At 45.2% G+C, this 19415-nt stretch carries 16 protein-coding genes; 9 read left to right on the top strand and 7 right to left on the bottom strand.

Going from position 1 to position 19415, the window contains the following annotated elements:
• Positions 1-12: 12 nt before the first annotated feature.
• Entirely contained in the window at positions 13-1266 is a 1254-nt protein-coding gene (locus ATB76_RS18305; RefSeq protein ID WP_009706907.1) for a carboxynorspermidine synthase, read from the top strand.
• Between the two features lie 237 nt (positions 1267-1503).
• A complete protein-coding gene (gene nspC, locus ATB76_RS18300) occupies positions 1504-2637 on the top strand; it encodes a carboxynorspermidine decarboxylase (RefSeq protein ID WP_061035873.1) in 1134 nt (377 codons plus the stop codon).
• Positions 2638-2718: 81 nt separating this feature from the next.
• Here nspC and ATB76_RS18295 read toward each other — a convergent pair whose 3' ends face one another.
• Complete coding sequence (locus ATB76_RS18295) at positions 2719-3231, bottom strand: ACT domain-containing protein (protein WP_038871841.1); 513 nt, start codon at positions 3229-3231, stop codon at positions 2719-2721.
• Between the two features lie 241 nt (positions 3232-3472).
• A complete protein-coding gene (locus tag ATB76_RS18290) occupies positions 3473-4375 on the bottom strand; it encodes a DUF3943 domain-containing protein (RefSeq protein ID WP_038871838.1) in 903 nt (300 codons plus the stop codon).
• A 199-nt stretch (positions 4376-4574) separates the two neighbouring features.
• On the opposite strand from ATB76_RS18290, the gene ATB76_RS18285 reads away from it, so the two are divergent.
• Entirely contained in the window at positions 4575-5807 is a 1233-nt protein-coding gene (locus ATB76_RS18285; RefSeq protein ID WP_061035872.1) for a CinA family nicotinamide mononucleotide deamidase-related protein, read from the top strand.
• An 81-nt stretch (positions 5808-5888) separates the two neighbouring features.
• On the opposite strand, the gene yfaE is transcribed toward ATB76_RS18285, so the two are convergent.
• The 4 genes from yfaE to ubiG all read right to left on the bottom strand — a co-directional run bounded on the left by yfaE (position 5889) and on the right by ubiG (position 10870).
• Positions 5889-6167: a class I ribonucleotide reductase maintenance protein YfaE gene (gene yfaE, locus ATB76_RS18280; protein WP_038871832.1), complete on the bottom strand. Its 279-nt coding sequence runs from the start codon at positions 6165-6167 to the stop codon at positions 5889-5891.
• The gene (nrdB, locus tag ATB76_RS18275; RefSeq protein ID WP_038871828.1) at positions 6167-7300 is read right to left on the bottom strand and encodes a class Ia ribonucleoside-diphosphate reductase subunit beta; all 1134 of its coding nucleotides are present in this window, start codon (positions 7298-7300) and stop codon (positions 6167-6169) included. The genes yfaE and nrdB overlap by 1 nt, the downstream gene beginning before the upstream one ends.
• An 81-nt stretch (positions 7301-7381) precedes the next feature.
• A complete protein-coding gene (gene nrdA, locus ATB76_RS18270; RefSeq protein ID WP_038871826.1) occupies positions 7382-9664 on the bottom strand; it encodes a class 1a ribonucleoside-diphosphate reductase subunit alpha in 2283 nt (760 codons plus the stop codon).
• A 498-nt stretch (positions 9665-10162) separates the two neighbouring features.
• Entirely contained in the window at positions 10163-10870 is a 708-nt protein-coding gene (gene ubiG, locus ATB76_RS18265; protein WP_038871823.1) for a bifunctional 2-polyprenyl-6-hydroxyphenol methylase/3-demethylubiquinol 3-O-methyltransferase UbiG, read from the bottom strand.
• A 309-nt stretch (positions 10871-11179) separates the two neighbouring features.
• On the opposite strand from ubiG, the gene gyrA reads away from it, so the two are divergent.
• The 3 genes from gyrA to ATB76_RS18250 all read left to right on the top strand — a co-directional run bounded on the left by gyrA (position 11180) and on the right by ATB76_RS18250 (position 15170).
• Positions 11180-13828 (top strand): DNA gyrase subunit A, encoded by a 2649-nt coding sequence (gene gyrA, locus ATB76_RS18260; RefSeq protein WP_038876068.1) that lies wholly within the window; start codon positions 11180-11182, stop codon positions 13826-13828.
• Positions 13829-13949: 121 nt separating this feature from the next.
• Positions 13950-14573, top strand: a complete 624-nt coding sequence (locus tag ATB76_RS18255) for a tetratricopeptide repeat protein (protein ID WP_042602730.1) — start codon at positions 13950-13952, stop codon at positions 14571-14573.
• Between the two features lie 42 nt (positions 14574-14615).
• A complete protein-coding gene (locus ATB76_RS18250) occupies positions 14616-15170 on the top strand; it encodes a hypothetical protein (protein ID WP_042605894.1) in 555 nt (184 codons plus the stop codon).
• A 105-nt stretch (positions 15171-15275) separates the two neighbouring features.
• Here ATB76_RS18250 and nrfA read toward each other — a convergent pair whose 3' ends face one another.
• Positions 15276-16703, bottom strand: a complete 1428-nt coding sequence (gene nrfA, locus ATB76_RS18245) for an ammonia-forming nitrite reductase cytochrome c552 subunit (RefSeq protein WP_061035871.1) — start codon at positions 16701-16703, stop codon at positions 15276-15278.
• Positions 16704-17152: 449 nt separating this feature from the next.
• On the opposite strand from nrfA, the gene nrfB reads away from it, so the two are divergent.
• Genes nrfB through nrfD form a run of 3 tightly spaced genes read left to right on the top strand, consistent with a single transcriptional unit; the run spans position 17153 to position 19411 of the window.
• Positions 17153-17755: a cytochrome c nitrite reductase pentaheme subunit gene (gene nrfB, locus ATB76_RS18240; protein WP_061035870.1), complete on the top strand. Its 603-nt coding sequence runs from the start codon at positions 17153-17155 to the stop codon at positions 17753-17755.
• 1 nt (position 17756) lies between these two features.
• Positions 17757-18443 carry a cytochrome c nitrite reductase Fe-S protein gene (nrfC, locus tag ATB76_RS18235; RefSeq protein ID WP_061035869.1) on the top strand — a complete coding sequence of 229 codons (687 nt, stop codon included), beginning with the start codon at positions 17757-17759 and terminating at the stop codon, positions 18441-18443.
• The gene (gene nrfD, locus ATB76_RS18230; RefSeq protein ID WP_061035868.1) at positions 18440-19411 is read left to right on the top strand and encodes a cytochrome c nitrite reductase subunit NrfD; all 972 of its coding nucleotides are present in this window, start codon (positions 18440-18442) and stop codon (positions 19409-19411) included. The genes nrfC and nrfD overlap by 4 nt, the downstream gene beginning before the upstream one ends.
• The last annotated feature ends 4 nt before the right edge of the window (positions 19412-19415 follow it).

Raw genomic sequence — 19415 nt, 5'->3', positions numbered from 1 at the left:
TAACGGAAAACTATGGCAGTTCTACAGATTGGTGCAGGCGGCGTTGGCTGGGTTGTTGCACATAAAGCAGCACAAAACAACGACGTTCTGGGTGATATCACAATCGCATCACGTACTATCGGTAAGTGTGAGAAGATCATCGAATCGATTCAGAAGAAAAACAACCTGAAAGATTCAGCTAAGAAACTAGACGCGCGTGCAGTGAATGCTGACGACGTAGATTCTCTGGTTGCTCTTATTGAAGAAGTAAAACCGGATCTAGTGATTAACGCGGGTCCTCCGTGGGTTAACATGCCAATCATGGAAGCGTGTTACCGAGCAAAAGTTTCATACTTAGATACATCAGTAGCAGTAGACCTATGTTCTGAAGGTCAACAAGTACCAGAAGCTTACGATTGGCAGTGGGGCTACCGTGAAAAGTTCGAAGAAGCGGGCATCACGGGTATCCTAGGTGCGGGTTTCGATCCAGGCGTAGTATCAGTATTTGCAGCGTACGCAGTGAAGCATCTGTTTGATGAAATTGACACGATCGACGTAATGGACGTGAATGCAGGCGACCACGGTAAGAAGTTTGCGACGAACTTTGACCCAGAAACGAACATGCTTGAGATCCAAGGCGATTCGTTCTACTGGGAAAACGGCGAGTGGAAACAAGTACCTTGTCACTCTCGTATGCTAGAGTTCGATTTCCCGAACTGTGGTTCACACAAAGTGTACTCAATGGCGCACGATGAAGTTCGCTCAATGAAAGAGTTTATCCCTGCTAAACGCATTGAATTCTGGATGGGTTTCGGTGACCGTTACCTAAACTACTTCAATGTAATGCGTGATATTGGCCTATTGAGCCCAGATCCGCTAACGCTACACGATGGTACAGTCGTTCAACCTCTTCATGTACTAAAAGCGATGTTGCCAGATCCAACGTCTTTAGCGCCAGGCTACACTGGCCTAACGTGTATCGGTACTTGGGTTCAAGGTAAGAAAGACGGTAAAGAGCGTAGCGTGTTTATCTACAACAACGCAGACCACGAAGTGGCTTACGAAGATGTAGAACACCAAGCGATCTCTTACACAACAGGTGTGCCAGCAATTACAGCTGCGTTGCAATTCTTCCGCGGCGAATGGGCAGATAAAGGTGTGTTCAACATGGAACAGCTGAATCCAGACCCGTTCCTAGAAACGATGCCAACTATCGGCCTTGATTGGCATGTTCAGGAATTAGAAGCAGGCCAAGGTTTGCCGCTGATTCACGAACTGAACAAATAAGTTTAACGTCAAACTTATTTAGATAACTCGAGCAGTCATGGCGTGAAGCCGTGGCTGCTTTTGTCGTATTTAAGGTTAACCCCTCCCAGCCTCCCCTTGAAAAGGGGAGGAGCAAAGACAGGCCGTTAGTGGCTTCAATCTCTCCACTTTTTTGGCAAGAGTAGAGGTGGCTTGGTTTAATCCTCCCCCTTTCTAAGAGGGAGTTAGAGGGGGTTAATCGTTGATAAATGGTTAGTTATGAGTAAAGAGCAACTGAAAACCCCGTACTTCATGATCAATGAAGACAAGTTGGTTGAGAACTTAGAGAAAGCAAAACAGCTGAAAGATATCTCTGGTGTGAAGCTGGTGTTGGCACTGAAGTGCTTCTCAACATGGGGTGTGTTCGACATCATCAAGCCTTACCTAGACGGGACAACCAGCTCTGGCCCGTTTGAAGTAAAGCTTGGCTACGAAACTTTCGGCGGTGAGACGCACGCATACAGCGTGGGTTACAGCGAAGATGATGTCCGTGAAGTAGCCGATATCTGTGACAAGATGATCTTCAACTCTCAGTCACAGTTGGCGGCATACCGTCATATTGTTGAAGGCAAAGCGTCGATTGGTTTGCGCTTAAACCCTGGAGTGAGCTACGCAGGTCAAGACTTAGCGAACCCTGCTCGTCAGTTCTCTCGTCTTGGCGTACAAGCAGACCATATCAAGCCGGAAATCTTCGATGGCATTGATGGCGTGATGTTCCACATGAACTGTGAGAACAAGGACGTCGATGCGTTTATTAGCTTGTTGGATGCCATATCTGAACAGTTTGGTGAGCATTTAGATAAGCTTGATTGGGTAAGCATGGGCGGCGGTGTGTTCTTCACATGGCCGGGCTATGACATTGAGAAGCTAGGCTTAGCACTAAGAGCTTTCTCCGAGAAGCACGGTGTACAAATGTATTTAGAGCCGGGCGAAGCCATCATTACCAAGACCACGGACCTTGTGGTTACCGTAGTGGACGTCGTAGAAAACGTGAAGAAGACGGCGATTGTGGATTCTGCAACGGAAGCGCACCGCTTAGACACGCTTATTTACAATGAACCCGCGTCAATTCTGGAAGCCTCAGAAAACGGCGAGCATGAATACGTGATTGGTTCTTGCTCTTGCTTAGCGGGTGACCAGTTCTGCGTAGCGAACTTCGACCAACCGCTTGAGATCGGCCAACGTCTACATATTCTAGATAGCGCGGGCTACACCATGGTTAAGCTGAACTGGTTTAACGGTCTGCGTATGCCTTCGGTATACTGTGAACGTTCAAACGGCGAGATTCAAAAGTTGAACGAGTTTGATTACTCAGACTTTAAGCGTTCGTTATCTCAATGGACAGTGAAGTAATCACCAAATTGTCCAAGAAAAACCGAAAAAGAGCAGCATAACACTGCTCTTTTTATTGGATGATAGAGTGGGGACAGGGCGTTAACCTTCCACAATAACGCGCGTATCTTCACTTAGTGCTTCTAGCTCATTCGCTACGTCATCAATGCCTAACTCACTTGGTAACTTAATCGCCATTTTGGCACTGAATAGACTTGAGCTAACGCCACCTCCGCCAGCAATAAACACACGTTGGCAGTCCATATCGAGAATAGAGATGCCTTGTCCGTCTAGGACATGAGTGATTTCATTGACGATACCAGCTCGATCGTTCGCATCCAGACGTAATTGAAAAACCGTATCTTCTGAGTGAGCATGCGGCTCTGAATCCACAAATTTTACGACCAATGTTTGGCACGCTGAAAACGCTTCTTTAACAATGTCTGCGTTTTCTTCAGGAAGCTCAACCTTGATAACACCGGCGACCTGATCTTCAATAAAGTTCACTTTACTGATTAACCATTTGCCGTCGTTTTCGTGTGTAACAGCTGCAAGCTGTTTAATGGTCGCTGGTGATGCCTGACCGACAAAATTAACGATAAACACTGTGTTCATAATGTCCCCTCCCGGAATAAGGTTTGGGTGCGGCACGGTAGACGTATCGCTATAGTTATTTGGGCTTAAGGTTCAAGAACTTAAGTTATTAGAGTTTTTCCTTAAATTCAGTGTAGATGTTGGGGGAGGGTTAGGTTTGACAAAGGTCAATTTTTCACACTAATTCGTGATGTAAATAATGAAAACTATGCTTGGGGCACAAAAAAAAGCAGCTCGTGAGCTGCTTCTTAAATGTTTGGTTTTAGAAGGTTACCTTCATTTCAAAACCGTAGAAGACGTTGTCGTAGCTTGCGCCTGCGTCCATCGCGAATTTCGCGGCATCTTGGTTGCCGAACCAAGGCGATGAGCTGAATTGGAATTCTGCGCTACCACCCCAAGCGTCGGATACCCAATAGTGGATATGACCAACCGGGTTTAGGAAGAACAGAGACACATCCCCCATTGTTTCTGAACCCATCACCTCGCCACCACCTGCAATAATGTCTTGCTCGGCTGTTAGCATCATCTCACCAACCACGGCACCAAAAAATGGAGTAATAAACAAGTCTTGCCATGATGGGATTTCTGCAAATGCTTCTACGCCGTATTCCCAGAAGAACGTCGACATGGTCGCAGAATATAAAAACGATTCAAACTCGTTGTAGCCTGCGTGACGTGCAGCCGTATAGTAAACACCGCCAAAGTATGGGTGCATAACGTAGTTTAGGAAGTGTTCATCACGATCCCAAACTGGACCGCTTGAAACGTTGTCTTTCCATTTACTACCAAGCTTACTCATGTCACGATCTTCATCGTCCCATTTCGTGATGCTTTCAGGTAGCAGTGTCATCAAACCGACGGTTGCGACACTCAAGCCAAGAATGGTGTATGTCTGCCCCATTAAATAGTCCCAATCTTTATCTTTAGGGATGATGAGGTGTTTTGGTTGAAGACCAGCGTCAAGGTTTAAAGAGTCATCATTATCCAGACCCATAGCGAAACTACGATTTTGTGGCTCGAAGCTATACAGAGTGGTTGTTTCGCAGTAACCTGACAAGCAATCAGGCGTGTAAGAAAACTCAATATGATTAGTCATATCGTACTGGCTTGCGTTTGCTGAAGCAGATGCTGTCAGAACAAGACCACTTAGCGTTTTCTTGAACATGGATGATTTTGACACAGAGGTCTCCGAGTTGTTGGTTTGATGATCGGGCTCACAATTATCCCTTAAAAGAACAGCCATTTAAATACTTGACCTACATTTAATCTCAACAATTTGACTAAGAGATTAGTCTAATAAAAAGAAAACGATATAGGCACAATGTCGAAAAAAAGTGAATTTTGCCTATTTCCAGGAGTCAGTTGTGAAAATTGCGATGCTTAGTACCGGAGAAGAAGTGCTTCACGGTGATATTGTTGATACGAATGCAGCTTGGTTGTCGAGCTTGTTTTATCAACATGGATTTGGCTTAACCAAGCGCTCGACGGTCGGAGATAAACAGTCGAGCCTTATTGAAGAATTTCTCATGCTTAGCTTTAACAACGATGTTGTTATTGTTAATGGAGGTTTGGGCCCAACTACAGATGACATGAGCGCCGCGGCAGCGGCAAAAGCCGCCGAATGTAAGTTAGTACTGTTCAAAGATTGGTTAGAGAATCTGGAGTCGATGTACGCTCGTCGTGGTATCCCAATGCCAGACAGCAACCTCAAGCAAACGATGTTGCCAGAGACGGCAGAAATCGTAGATAACCCAATCGGCACCGCTTGTGGTTTTAAGATGCTGATCAACGATGCGGTTTTCTATTTTACCCCAGGTGTGCCAAGTGAATTTAAGTTGATGGCAGAGGCGCAGATTCTGCCTGATTTAAAAAAACAGTTTCCTGAAATCGAAAGCTCGTCATGCAGTCGAATTTATACCTTTGGTCTCTCTGAATCTGGTATTTCTGACAAGCTCGATCAAATGAAATTGCCGCAAGGTTATGAGCTTGGCTACCGCTCTTATTTGCCTTTTATTGAAGTGAAGCTGTTTGGGCCATCTAATCAACTAGAGCAGCGTATGAAGCTCATGCAGCTCATTCACAAGCACCTTGAGAGCAACACGGTGAGCGTTGACACACCAATGGTTGAGCACGTCGGCCACTTGCTGGTGGAGAAAGGATTAACCTTATCGGTTTCTGAGAAGAGCAGTGCCGGGCATTTAACTTATTGGCTCAATGGCGATGAGAACGTCGAAAAACAATTTGGACATGGATGGGTGCTCTCAGCGCAGAGCCAAACCATTACTGATGAAGGTGATCCGTTAGCGGCGACGTTTGCGCTGGCGGGGGCGACGCGTGAGAAGTGTGGTACTGATTTAGCGTTAGTCACAGGTAAGCTTGATGAGGGCGTTTTCTCTGTCGCACTTTCCACTTCAACGGGAGAGTGGGGCGCGTTGTATAAGTTATCGAGAAAATACCAACGTGACGACCAAGTGAAAGTCATCAGCGCGGCGGCACTAGATATGCTACGTCGTTATTTGGAACGCAAGCCAATGTCTGCACAATACGCTTTCTTAGAGAAAGTCAAAGAAATGCACATTCCAAGTAGTGCGCTTTAGGCTAATGGCAGACTGCCCAATTTACATAGCAAAAAGCCAAGACGATTTGTCTTGGCTTTTTTGTATTTGTTAGAGCTAAGCTTATGCGCGTTTTTCTTTCATCGCATAGTTTACGCCACTAAGCGAAACACTGGATTTCGCTTTGCAAATACAAGGCAGAATCTCATCTGGCTGAGTGTAAGCCATTGCAAAACCTACATACTCTACCTCACCAGATTCTAACTTGCAGCGACAAGCACCACAGTGGCCGTCTCGGCAGTTATATTCTGGTAACAGTCCAGCTTGCTCCATCGTCTCCAAAATAGTATTGGATGGGTTAGACTCAATGCTGACGAGTTTGTTGATTTTGATGGTTGGCATTACAGCTCAAATCCTTCGAAGTCGTCTGCGCTTACTTCGTTGTCAATTTGACCAACAAGGTAAGAAGAAATCTCTGCTTCTTGTGGCGCTACTTGAACGTTATCCGATGACAACCAAGCGTTGATCCATGGGATAGGGTTCGTTGTTGCTTCTGGGTATGCCATTGGTAGACCTACCGCTTGCATACGGATGTTGGTGATGTACTCAACGTATTGGCTCAGGATATCTTTGTTCAGACCGATCATTGAACCGTCTTTAAATAGGTACTCTGCCCATTCTTTTTCTTGCTCAGCCGCTTCTTTGAAAAGATCAAAACAGTCTTGTTTTGCTTCTTCAGCGATTTGCATGAATGTGAAGTCATCTTGACCGTTGCGTAGCAAGTTGATCATGTGTTGCGTGCCGTTCAGGTGAAGGGCTTCATCACGTGCGATCAGCTTGATGATTTTCGCGTTACCTTCCATCAGCTCACGCTCTGCGAAAGCGAATGAACAAGCAAAACTTACGTAGAAGCGGATGGCTTCTAGTGCGTTTACTGACATCAAGCACACGTACAATTTCTTCTTCAAGTCGTACAGGCTAACTTTAACCGTTTCGCCATTTAGAACGTGCTCGCCTTCACCGTAGCGGTGGTAGTCATTTGTCGCTTGGATCAAATCATCATAGTAGTGTGCGATGTCTTTCGCGCGCTTTAGGATATGCTCATTTTCAACGATGTCATCGAATACAACACTTGGGTCATTCACGATGTTACGGATGATGTGCGTGTATGAACGAGAGTGGATCGTTTCAGAGAAAGACCAAGTCTCAATCCATGTTTCTAGCTCTGGCAAAGAAACAAGCGGAAGTAGTGCTACGTTCGGGCTACGACCTTGGATTGAATCTAGAAGCGTTTGGTACTTCAAGTTCGAGATGAAGATGTGCTTCTCGTGATCTGGTAGCTTGTTGTAATCGATGCGGTCGCTTGACACGTCAACTTCTTCTGGACGCCAGAAGAACGACAATTGTTTTTCGATTAGCTTTTCGAAAATTTCGAATTTTTGTTGGTCGTAACGAGCAACGTTCACGGATTGACCAAGGAACATTGGTTCCTTTAGCTGGTCATTTTTGTTCTGGTTAAAAGTACTGTAAGCCATAATGCCTCAATTCCTTTTAGACCTCCCCAAGAGGGGGAGGCGTTCGATAGTCTGTTTTTACGTATTGTTCAGTGGGGAAGATTAAATCTTACAACCGCCGCCTGCACAATCGTCATCTTGTGGTTGAACTGCGTCTTTCTGGTCGTCTTTCGCGCCATCACGAGTGTTATGGTAGTAAAGTGTCTTCACACCAAACTTATACGCAGTTAGCAGGTCTTGAAGAAGCTTCTTCATTGGAACCTTGCCAGTTTCGTAACCTGATGGGTCGTAGTTTGTGTTAGCTGAGATCGCTTGGTCAACGAATTTCTGCATGATACCCACAAGATGCAAGTAACCGTCGTTAGAACCGATGTTCCAAAGCAGTTCATAGTTGTCTTTCAGCTCAGTGAAATCAGGCACAACTTGCTTCAGGATACCGTCTTTCGATGCTTTTACTGATACATAACCACGTGGTGGCTCAATACCATTTGTTGCGTTCGAAATTTGAGAAGAAGTCTCTGATGGCATCAGCGCAGTCAGTGTTGAGTTACGTAGACCGTGTTCAACGATTTCTTTGCGTAGACTATCCCAGTCGTAATGAAGTTCTTCTTCACAGATAAGATCGATGTCTTTCTTGTAAGTGTCGATTGGCAATAAGCCTTTCGCGTAGTTCGTTTCGTGGAACGAAGGACACTTACCTTGTTCTTTCGCAAGTGCTACCGATGCTTTCAATAGGTAGTATTGAATCGCTTCGAATGTACGGTGCGTTAGACCGTTTGCGCTACCGTCAGAGTATTTAACACCGTTCTTCGCTAGGTAGTATGCGTAGTTGATAACACCAACGCCCAGCGTACGACGGTTCATTGTCGACTTGTATGCTGCTGGTAGTGGGTAATCTTGGTAATCAAGTAGTGCATCTAGTGCACGGACTACAAGTTCAGATAGCTCTTCGAAATCATCAAGAGATTTGATTGCACCAAGGTTGAACGCAGAAAGCGTACATAGTGCGATCTCGCCTGAGTCATCTTCAACGTTCTTCAGAGGCTTAGTTGGTAGTGCGATCTCTAAACATAGGTTTGATTGACGAACTGGCGCGACTTCTGAGTCGAACGGGCTGTGAGTGTTACAGTGGTCTACGTTCTGAATGTAGATACGACCCGTTGATGCACGCTCTTGCATTAGCAGAGTGAACATTTCAATCGCTTTAACGGTCTCTTTCTTGATTGAAGGATCGTTCTCGTATTTCACGTATAGACGTTCAAATTCTTCTTGGTTTTCGAAGAATGCGTCATATAGGCCTGGTACGTCAGATGGTGAGAACAGCGTGATGTTGCCACCCTCTACCAAGCGTTGGTACATCAGTTTGTTTAACTGAACACCGTAATCCATGTGACGAACACGGTTCTCTTCAACACCACGGTTGTTTTTAAGAACCATCAGTGAACGAGCTTCACCGTGCCATAGTGGGTAGAACACCGTCGCAGCACCACCACGAACACCACCTTGAGAACAACATTTCACTGCAGTTTGGAAGTATTTGTAGAATGGGATACAACCAGTGTGGAATGCTTCACCACCACGGATTTCAGAACCTAGCGCACGGATACGACCTGCGTTGATACCGATACCAGCACGTTGAGATACATAACGTACGATTGAGCTCGCCGTTGCGTTGATAGAATCAAGGCTATCACCACACTCGATCAGCACGCATGAGCTGAACTGACGAGTAGGAGTACGTACACCAGACATGATCGGTGTAGGTAGAGAAATCTTAAATGTCGATGTCGCATCGTAGAAACGCTTGATGTAATCAAGGCGTGTTTCTTTCGGGTAATTTGCGAACAGACAAGCTGAAACTAGGATGTATAGGAACTGAGCACTTTCGTAGATCTCGCCAGATACACGGTTCTGTACGAAGTACTTACCTTCTAGCTGTTTTACAGCAGCGTAAGAGAAGTCTAGATCGCGTTTGTGGTCTAGGTACGCATCAAGTTCGTCTAGTTCTTCTTTTGTGTAGTCTTCCAGAATGTGCTGATCGTACTTACCCATATCAATAAGACGAGCTACGTGATTGTATAGCGTTGGCGGCTCGTATTGGCCGTATGCTTTTTTACGTAGGTGGAATACCGCTAGGCGAGCAGCTAGGTATTGGTAGTCCGGTGTTTCTTCTGAAATCAGGTCTGCGGCAGACTTGATCATCGTCTCATGGATATCTGACGTGGTGATGCCGTCGTAAAACTGGATGTGAGCACGCAGTTCTACTTGAGATACTGAAACGTTGTTAAGACCTTCGGCAGCCCAAGTGATAACGCGATGGATTTTTTCCAGATCGATAGTTTCTTTACGGCCATCACGCTTGGTGACGGTAAGTTGTTGGTTCATTCTGCTTTATTTCCCTAAGAAAACTGATAAAAGCCGTGTTTTTGTTTGTTTATGTGCAAAACTTGTAAAATTTGCGGCGGCTTTGTGATCAAAGTCTATCTATATATTGTAGCTTAAACACAACATATAGGGGTTAATTTGTTTTCGAGTTACAAGATAGTGCTGTTACCCCAATTTTTCAAGGCACAGGTTTGGGATGACTTGTGGATAACTAACAAAATAAAAAAAATCAGTAAGTGAACACTAACCGATGAGAAAAGGGCGGACTTGAATGGGGAAAATTACGTTTTTCAGATCGGTTCATAAATAACCGCATGTAAAAATATTTTCCTTGATCTTTGATAGTTTTTGTCTGTTAAAAATAGATTGGTCAAAATGGAATCTAGAGCACTATTTTTATACAGGATATGACAAAAAAAGCGGTGCATTTATGCTACCGCTTTTCACTTAATTTCATATTTTAATGAAAGGATATCTCTTGGCGAGATGGTGACATTATCAATACTTCTGAGTGTGTACGATGTAGTTTACATCCACATTACGGCCTAGTTTGTAACTGTCGTTTAGTGGGTTGTAATGTAAGCCGGTGATGCCCATTTCTGTTAGGTCAGTTTGGTCTATCATCTTCATCATTTCTGCTGGCTTGATGAACTTTTCATGGTCGTGCGTGCCTTCAGGAACAATCTTTAATAGTTTTTCAGCACCCACAATCGCAAACAAGTAAGATTTGATGTTGCGGTTTAGTGTAGAGAAGAAGACATGGCCACCAGGTTTCACAAGTGCCGCACACGACCGAATAACTGAAAGCGGGTCTGGCACGTGCTCAAGCATTTCCATACAAGTGACGACATCGTAAGACCCCGCATTTTCTTCTGCATGGTCTTCAATCGTGCTTTGGATGTAAGTCAACTTGGTGCCTGTTTCAAGCGCATGAAGACGAGCAACTTCGAGAGGCTCTTTACCCATATCTAGCCCGGTAACTACGGCGCCTTCTTTTGCCATACTCTCGGCAAGGATGCCACCACCGCAGCCAACATCGAGCACTTTCTTCCCAAACAGGCCATCGGCTTTGTCTAAGACATAGTTCAAGCGAAGCGGGTTAATTTGGTGAAGAGGTTTGAACTCGCCCTCTAAATCCCACCAACGAGAAGCCATCTCTTCGAATTTCTTAATTTCACTAGGGTCGACGTTTTGTGCTTTAGTCATGATAGTTATATCGCTTCGCTAATAGTCCTTTGGAAGGCGCGATTATACTCCAATGGTACGATACGTTAAAACTGCTTCTTTTCTCACAATCGCTACAGGGGAGATTTTTGAACGACGTTGGTGGAAATATAGTCAGTTTTCAGAAAGATATGGGATGAATGTGCAAATTCTCTTCATTTAACTCATAACGAAGCTCACAACCTGATAAAAGGAGCGGGAAAGTGATGCCCCGTTGATGAATTGTGTGTTATATTTTTGCACCTTACACGTATCGTAATTACGATCAGATAATAGAGGGATAATGGCTCTATGAGCGATTTAGCTAAAGAGATCACGCCCGTAAACATTGAAGATGAGCTTAGAGGTTCATACCTAGACTACGCGATGTCAGTAATCGTGGGTCGTGCTCTTCCAGATGTGCGTGATGGCCTAAAACCAGTACACCGCCGCGTTTTATTCGCGATGAACGTACTAGGCAACGATTGGAACAAACCATATAAAAAATCAGCCCGTGTTGTCGGCGACGTAATCGGTAAATATCACCCACACGGTGATAGTGCTGTGTACGACACAATCGTACGTATGGCTCAGCCGTTCTCACTTCGTTACATGCTGGTCGATGGTCAAGGTAACTTTGGCTCGATCGATGGCGACTCTGCTGCGGCAATGCGTTATACCGAAGTACGTATGGCGAAAATTGCCCACGAGCTTCTGGCTGACCTAGATAAAGAAACCGTGGACTACGTACCTAACTACGATGGTACGGAGCAAATCCCAGCGGTTCTTCCAACGAAAATTCCTAACCTATTGGTAAACGGTGCTTCTGGTATCGCGGTAGGTATGGCAACCAACATCCCGCCACACAACCTTGGCGAAGTGATCGATGGCTGTCTTGCATTCATCAATAATGAAGAAATCACCATTGATGAACTGATGGATTACATTCCTGGTCCTGATTTCCCTACGGCAGCACTTATCAGCGGTCGTAAAGGCATCGTAGACGCGTACAAAACTGGTCGCGGCAAAATCTACATGCGTTCAAAAGCGGACATCGAAGTGGAGAAGAATGGTAAAGAAACCATCATCGTCACTGAAATCCCTTACCAGGTAAACAAAGCTCGCTTGATCGAAAAGATCGCTGAGCTAGTGAAAGATAAGAAAGTAGAAGGCATTAGTGCACTGCGCGACGAGTCGGATAAAGACGGTATGCGTATTGTTATTGAATGTAAGCGCGATGCAGTGGGTGAAGTTGTACTAAACAACCTTTACGCACAAACTCAGCTTCAAACGACTTTCGGTATCAACATGGTTGCGCTAAACAACGGCCAGCCACAGCTATTCAACCTAAAAGATATGTTGAAGTGCTTCGTTGACCACCGTCGTGAAGTGGTAACTCGTCGTACTATCTTCGAACTGCGCAAAGCGCGCGAGCGTGCTCATATCCTTGAAGCACTGTCTCTTGCTCTTGCAAACATCGATGAAGTTATCGAGTTGATCAAAAACGCACCAACACCAGCAGAAGCAAAAGTTGGCTTGGTATCGCGTGGTTGGGATCTTGGTAACGTAGCATCAATGCTTGAGCGTGCTGGTACTGATGCAGCTCGTCCAGAATGGCTAGAAGATCAATACGGTATCCGTGATGGTCTGTACTACCTAACTGAGACTCAAGCGCAAGCAATCCTAGAACTTCGTCTACACCGCCTAACCGGTCTAGAGCACGAGAAGATTCTTGATGAATACAAAGCACTTCTAGAAGAAATTGCAGAGCTAATGCATATCCTTGCAAGCACTGAGCGTCTAATGGAAGTGATCCGCGAAGAATTAGAAGCAGTTCGTGATAGTTACGGTGATGTTCGTCGTACAGAAATCACAGCAGCAACCCATGACATTGACATGGAAGAGCTGATTGCTCGTGAAGACGTGGTTGTGACTCTGTCTCACGAAGGTTACGTTAAGTACCAAATTCTAAGCGACTACGAAGCTCAGCGTCGTGGTGGTAAAGGTAAGAGTGCAACGAAGATGAAAGATGAAGACTTCATCGAGCGTCTACTTGTTGCAAATACTCACGATAACATCCTATGTTTCTCTACTCGTGGTAAGACTTACCGTCTGAAAGTTTACCAATTGCCGCATGCAACTCGCACTGCTCGTGGTAAGCCAATCGTAAACATCCTTCCGCTAGAGGAAGGCGAGCGTATTACTGCAATCCTTCCTGTTGATGAGTTCTCTCCAGAGAAATTTATCTTCATGGCAACGGGTGACGGTACGGTTAAGAAGACCCCACTGAACCAGTTTGCTAACGTACGTTCAAACGGTCTAATCGCTGTTAACTTGCGTGATGATGACTCGCTAATTGGTGTTGATATCACCAACGGCGATAGTGACATCATGCTGTTCTCTAAAGCAGGTAAAGTGGTTCGCTTTAGCGAAGACAAAGTACGTGCAATGGGTCGTACAGCGGCGGGTGTTCGCGGTATGAAGTTAGCAGACGATGACCAAGTGGTTTCTCTGATCGTTCCATCGAACGAAGGTGACATCCTAACCGTTACTCAAAATGGTTATGGTAAACGTACTGAACTAGCAGAATACCCAACGAAAGGTCGTGCAACTCAGGGCGTTGTGTCTATCAAGGTTTCTGAACGTAACGGTCCAGTAGTTGGTGCGGTACAAGTAGAAGAAGGCGACGAGATGATGATGATCACCGACGCTGGTACTCTAGTTCGTACACGTGTTGCAGAAGTTAGCCAAGTTGGTCGTAACACTCAAGGTGTGACTCTGATCCGTACAGCAGAAGACGAGTCAGTGGTTGGCCTACAGCGTATCGATGAAGTTGAAGAAGTTGAATTGCCTGAAGGCGAAGAAGCAGAAGCAGCCGAAACGACAGAAGTGAATGCAGAGCAACAAGCACCTGAAGCGCCAAAAGCAGATGACGCAGAAGAAGGCTCTGAAGAAGAATAATCTTCACCTTCATAGCTAAATGTGAAAGCCGAGCGAAATGCTCGGCTTTTTTGTATTTGTATCACCGCAATTCAAATCATAAACCAGTAAACTGTGCGTACATTCTCCGATAGGTCGTGTTATGTCTGTTTGGTTTTTTGTTGCCATCACGTTGATGGGTTTGTTCATCGTCTTGTTGTCCTTGAGCGCGTCTCGAATAAAACCGGCAAAATGGTTTGGTTTTTGCGTATTAGTTTTCGTTCTGACGACCGCTGGCTTTTTGCTATTTCGACAACCGCCGCCACCGCCGATTCAAGCCGAAATGTCACGCATGATGACCACTCGCGACATCATGGAAGAGATTCAAACCCAACTTCGGGAGGAGCCTAATAATGCCGAGCTTTGGTTCCAGCTAGGGCAGGGCTATTTGCTCGAAGGAGAGTTTGATGGTGCTCTTATTTGTTTCGACTACGCGATCCAATTGACTGACCCTGTCAGTGCTACTCAGCTTGCCGCTAAAGCGACGACCCTGTATTACATTCATAAGCAAGCAATGACGGATGAAGTGGGTTTGTTGCTTGAACAAGCGCTACAACTTGAACCTCACAATGAAGCGGCTTTGTCTTTGATCGCAAATGACCATTTTTTGTCATTCCGCTTTCAGGAGGCCATTGATACTTGGGTACTATTATTAGATTCTAATGATCCAAACTTAGATAGAGTGCAAATCATTAACTCTATCAACAAAGCAAAAGAGCTGTTGTAGGCGTACAATTTAATAAGCAGTAGAGGGAAAGGTGGGCAACGAATGAAAAATAAAGCACTGAGCATATTGGTTTTGCTGTGCGGCTCTATATTGGCGGGTTGTAGCTCTTCCGATCATTCTGGCTCTTCCTCTTCGGTTTATTATTCTTCAGGTTACTATGATCCTTGGTGGTACGATCATGACGACTACTGGATTTATTACTACCCGGGTTGTTGCGACAACGACGATGAATACAAAGAGAAGCTCGAAGAATGGTGGAATGGCTTAGATGAAGACCAACAGCAATCGATTAAAGACAAGGTAGAAGATTGGAAGGACGATGATATGTCCGCCAATATTGACAATATGAAGCGTCAGTTAGACGACCATTGGCAATCGCTTCCTGAAGAACAAAAGCAGGAGATTCAAACCAAGTGGGAAAATCGTCCGGAGCGTATTGAGCCTGCAGCTTTACAAGACAAAGCCTTGAAAGAAAAGGTTCAACAAAGAAAAGCATTACCTGAAACGAAAATCCAGCGACCAGTTGCTCGTCCAAATGTGCAGATGCCTAAAGCACGTCCAAATATCCAACCTAGGCCGAGGCTTCCTCGTCGCTAGTGAATCTAATTTTTATCTCTCGATAAGATCGAGGGTGAAGAAATAAAGAAAGGGGCGTACTGTGCGCCCCTTGTCGTATCTATTTAACCATATCTGTCAGTTTAATTAGTACGTGGCTTCGCGTTCGGCTGCAGCCTTATCCCAATCTGGAGCAATGGTTTCCAAGAAGTCTTTCTTATCGGCGTTCATTTTCTCCATGTCCATACCGAGTGCTTGCTGCGCTTTCGCTTTAGTGGAGATGTCCGGGATCTGTACTGGTTCGGTAATGCCTTTCTTCGCAAGTAGACGAACAAGTTTAGTACGCGCATCCGCAGCACGGTCAACGGCGGTACCGAGCACTTCGAGCGCAACTTCAGGTGCATGCATGTGGACACCGTGAGACGCTATTGCATAGTCCCAACGCCATTGTGCGTGACGGATGTCTTGTAAGATTGGTTGCATTTCTTCTTCTGTTGCACCGGCATCCCAAGCCGCTCCTGCTTCAAAGTGTGCAGCAACGATTTGTTTCTCGGCGGTTAGCTTCATGTTCAATACTTGCGCCTTACGTGTTGAAACGATGCCCTGTAGCTGCTCTTTTGTTTGAGTGTGGCATTGCGCGCACGTATCATCAAAGCGATCAAATGGGTTACCGACTTTATGATCGGTATACACAGTGCCATCTTCTTTGGTTACTTTCGGCATGTGACAGTCTACACAAACTACTTTGTTCTTACCGTGGATGCCTTCTCGCCAAGTTTCGTAACCAGGGTGTTGTGCTTTTAACATGGGTGCTTTAGAAACGGCATGCGTCCAATCTTTGAAGTTTAGTGCGTCGTAATACTTCTCCATGTCGTTTACTGAAGTTCCCATATCCCAAGGGAATTTGACCGCTTTTGTTGGGCCTGTGAAGTAGTATTCAACGTGGCATTGTGCACAAACAGAGGCTTGTTGATCGAGGCGGGATTGGTCATCAAATTTTTTTCCAAACGTATCAAAAACTCGCTCAACATACGGGCGAGTGACCGCAAGTGCTGGCTCGCCATTTTTGAACTCCTCAGAGCGAGTATCGTGACAGTCAGAGCAGCCAATAGGATTTACGATTTCTGAGCCCAAGCGTGCCCATTTTCCCTCGAAATACCCATCTTCACCTCGTTCATCAATCACACGTGCGACATCTGGGCTCTTACAGCTCCAACACGCCATTGGCATGGGGCCTGATTTTTCATCGGTGGGCGCACCAGTGCGAAGTGTTTGACGAACATCATCGAGAGCGTAAAAGTGCCCGCGAGCCTTATTGTAGTCTTTAGCGAAGCCATAGCCAGCCCAAAGAATGACCATATTAGGGTCTTCTCCGAGTGCATCTTCAATATGTTCGCTTTCAGATGTCGCTTTCCAAGAATGGTATTGGTCAGGGTGGTTTTGTTCGAAGGCGTCATTGCGTGGATCGATGAGACCTTTATCTTCCGCCGCCAACGGAGCGCCGACCAAAAATAATTGGCTGGCGAATAAGGTCGCAACCGCGATAGGTGTGCTCATCCAGTGTTTTATGCTCACGGTGTTATCTCCATATTCATTTTTATTAGCAGCGTTGTGAGAAGCTATTCCAAATAAGAATCGGAGATCTACTGTTTATAATATGACTTAATTAAATAGATGAAATAGTGAGCGGAACTTGTTTTGTTTTAGATCAATTTATACCAGTGATCTCAATCATGTTTGAATTTATATAACCCTAAAGGGGTAGTTATCAATGCTTTGTTTGATAAGGGGTTAGCTTTTTAACCATTTTAAAAATAGGGTGATTAAGCTCGCTTTTTGAACGGTTGTCTCTACCTCTTATGAATAATAGAGGTATTATAAATATAGGTTTAGCGTTGTGGCTTTCTGAAATAAGAATTGATGTCATTTGAAGATGTTAAAAATATCTTCAGAGGAAATTAATTGTCGCTCAAATAAATAATTGAGAATAATTATCACTTATTTAAGAGCTAAGGAAAGAAAATATGGGCAATATAAAATTGGCCATAGAGACAATGTTGAAACTTCTCTTCATCTTTGCCGTCTATGGTTTTTCCATCGCCGCCCATGCGACTTCTTCAGAGCCTGTTGAAGGTGTTCAAACCGAGCGCCATCAAGTCGAATTAACCCGTGACAGAGACTATAAATGTCTCCAGTGTCATAAGGACGCCAAAGATACTCTGAATCTATCGCATGACCCGCAAGCGCTATTAAGCCAGGGCAAACAGCTCAACTGCACGAATTGTCATAGTAATATCGGACCCGATCACCGTGAAGGTGCTTCGGAGGTGATTAAGTTTTCCGCAGCACAATCTCAAGCCGTTCACGATAAAGTCTTTCTTGATCCAAGTTTAATCCTTAAAGCCAATAGTCAATGTGTGGATTGTCATACACCGTTGAAGTTACGTGAAAGTCACTGGACGCATGATGTACACGCGAAAAACCTGACGTGTTCAAATTGTCATGATGTGCATGCTGCGAAAGCCAAAGCGCTGGCATACGACCGTAAAGAACTGATTAAGCAATGTGTCGACTGTCACTCTGAATTTGCCATCGAGCCTGAACTCGCAAAAGAGGAGGAGAGATAGCATGAAATGTTCTAGAAGAAATTTCTTAGCCGGTAGCGGCGCACTGATTTTGACCACAGGCGTTGCAGGCACTTCCGTTGTGAGCTCTTCTCTTTATGCCAGTGACAGTGAGCGAGCTAAACGTTTAGGTATGGTACACGATGAAACGGCTTGTATTGGTTGCACCGCGTGTACTGATGCGTGTCGTGAAGTGAATAATGTTCCGGAAGGTGTGACTCGTCTTAAAATTCATCGGGGAGAGCCGATAGGGGAATTCCCTGATGTGGAATACCAATTCACTCGTGAATCTTGCCAGCACTGTGATAACCCACCTTGTGTGTATGTTTGTCCAACAGGCGCTGCATATAAAGACGAAACGACAGGCATCGTCGATGTGCACAAAGAGAAATGTGTCGGCTGTGGTTATTGCTTAGCGGCCTGCCCTTACCAAGTGCGCTTTTTCAACCCTGTTGACCACTCTGCAGATAAATGTAATTTCTGTCGCGATACCAATTTAACGCAAGGTAAACAGCCAGCTTGTGTGGAGTCTTGTCCGACGAAGGCACTGATATTTGGTGATTTGAACGATCCGACGAGTGAAGTGAGCAAAGTGATAGAAGGCCACGTTGTTTACCGGGATAAATCGCACCTAGGTACGCAACCTAAGCTGTATAAAATTCCGCATAGCAAAGGGGAGGTGTCATCATGAACGGCTTTGAAAGTGCTTTCCACTTTGACTCGTTAGTCTGGGATTGGATTATCGCGATCTATTTGTTCTTAGCGGGTATGTCCGCTGGTGCGGTGATGATTGCCATCTATCTAAAACGTAAAGTCATCGAGGGTGACCCAGCAAATAACGGCATCATGAAGGCCATGGCTTGGTTGGCGCCATTTGGTATCATTGCTGGTTTGGTTATTCTGATTTTCCACCTAACTAAACCGCTAGAGTTTTGGAAGATCATGATTTACTACAATCCGACTTCCGTGATGTCGATGGGCGTTATCCTGTTCCAAGTGTACATGATTGTGTTGTTTGCCTGGATCGGCGTAATTTTCCGCCATCCTATCATCAACTTCTGTGAAGGAAAGCTGCCAAGTAAGCTACTGGACTTTGTTGATGGTCTGCTTATTAAGTTAGGTAAAGGCAACAACGCCATAGAACTTTTTCTGGGATTCTTAGCGATAGTCTTAGCTGCATACACCGGTTTCTTACTGTCTGCATTGAAGACCTACCCAATGCTTAACAACCCAGTGCTGCCTATTTTATTCTTGTTCTCGAGCTTGTCTTCTGGCGCAGCGGCTTGCTTGATGTTCGGAATTCTCGTCTTTAAAGAACCGACTAGCAGCCCTAGCGTGTCTTGGGTTCACGGGTTTGAACGCCCAGTGGTGTTGTTCGAATTGTTCGTATTGGTGACATTTTTCACGGGCTTAATCTTCAGTGGAGGGCAAAATGAAGCAGCTGCGTGGAACGCGATATCCAGTGGCTTTTGGGCGCAGTGGTTCTGGGTTGGTGTAGTACTAATAGGTATGCTAACACCTCTTACCATGAACTGGCTGATACCTTCAGAAGTGCGCCATAAAGGCAGTTATGTCTTTGTCGTTACCACTTTGAGCTTGGTCGGTGTAATCATGCTACGTACGTTCATCCTTTATGCAGGCCAAATGACGGTTGTATAAGGAG

This window comes from Vibrio sp. MOR3, assembly GCF_001557775.1.
GTDB classification, from domain to species: Bacteria; Pseudomonadota; Gammaproteobacteria; order Enterobacterales; family Vibrionaceae; genus Vibrio; species Vibrio jasicida.
Note: the sequence above shows the minus strand (reverse complement) of the source record. Positions and strands in the feature narration are given on the sequence as shown.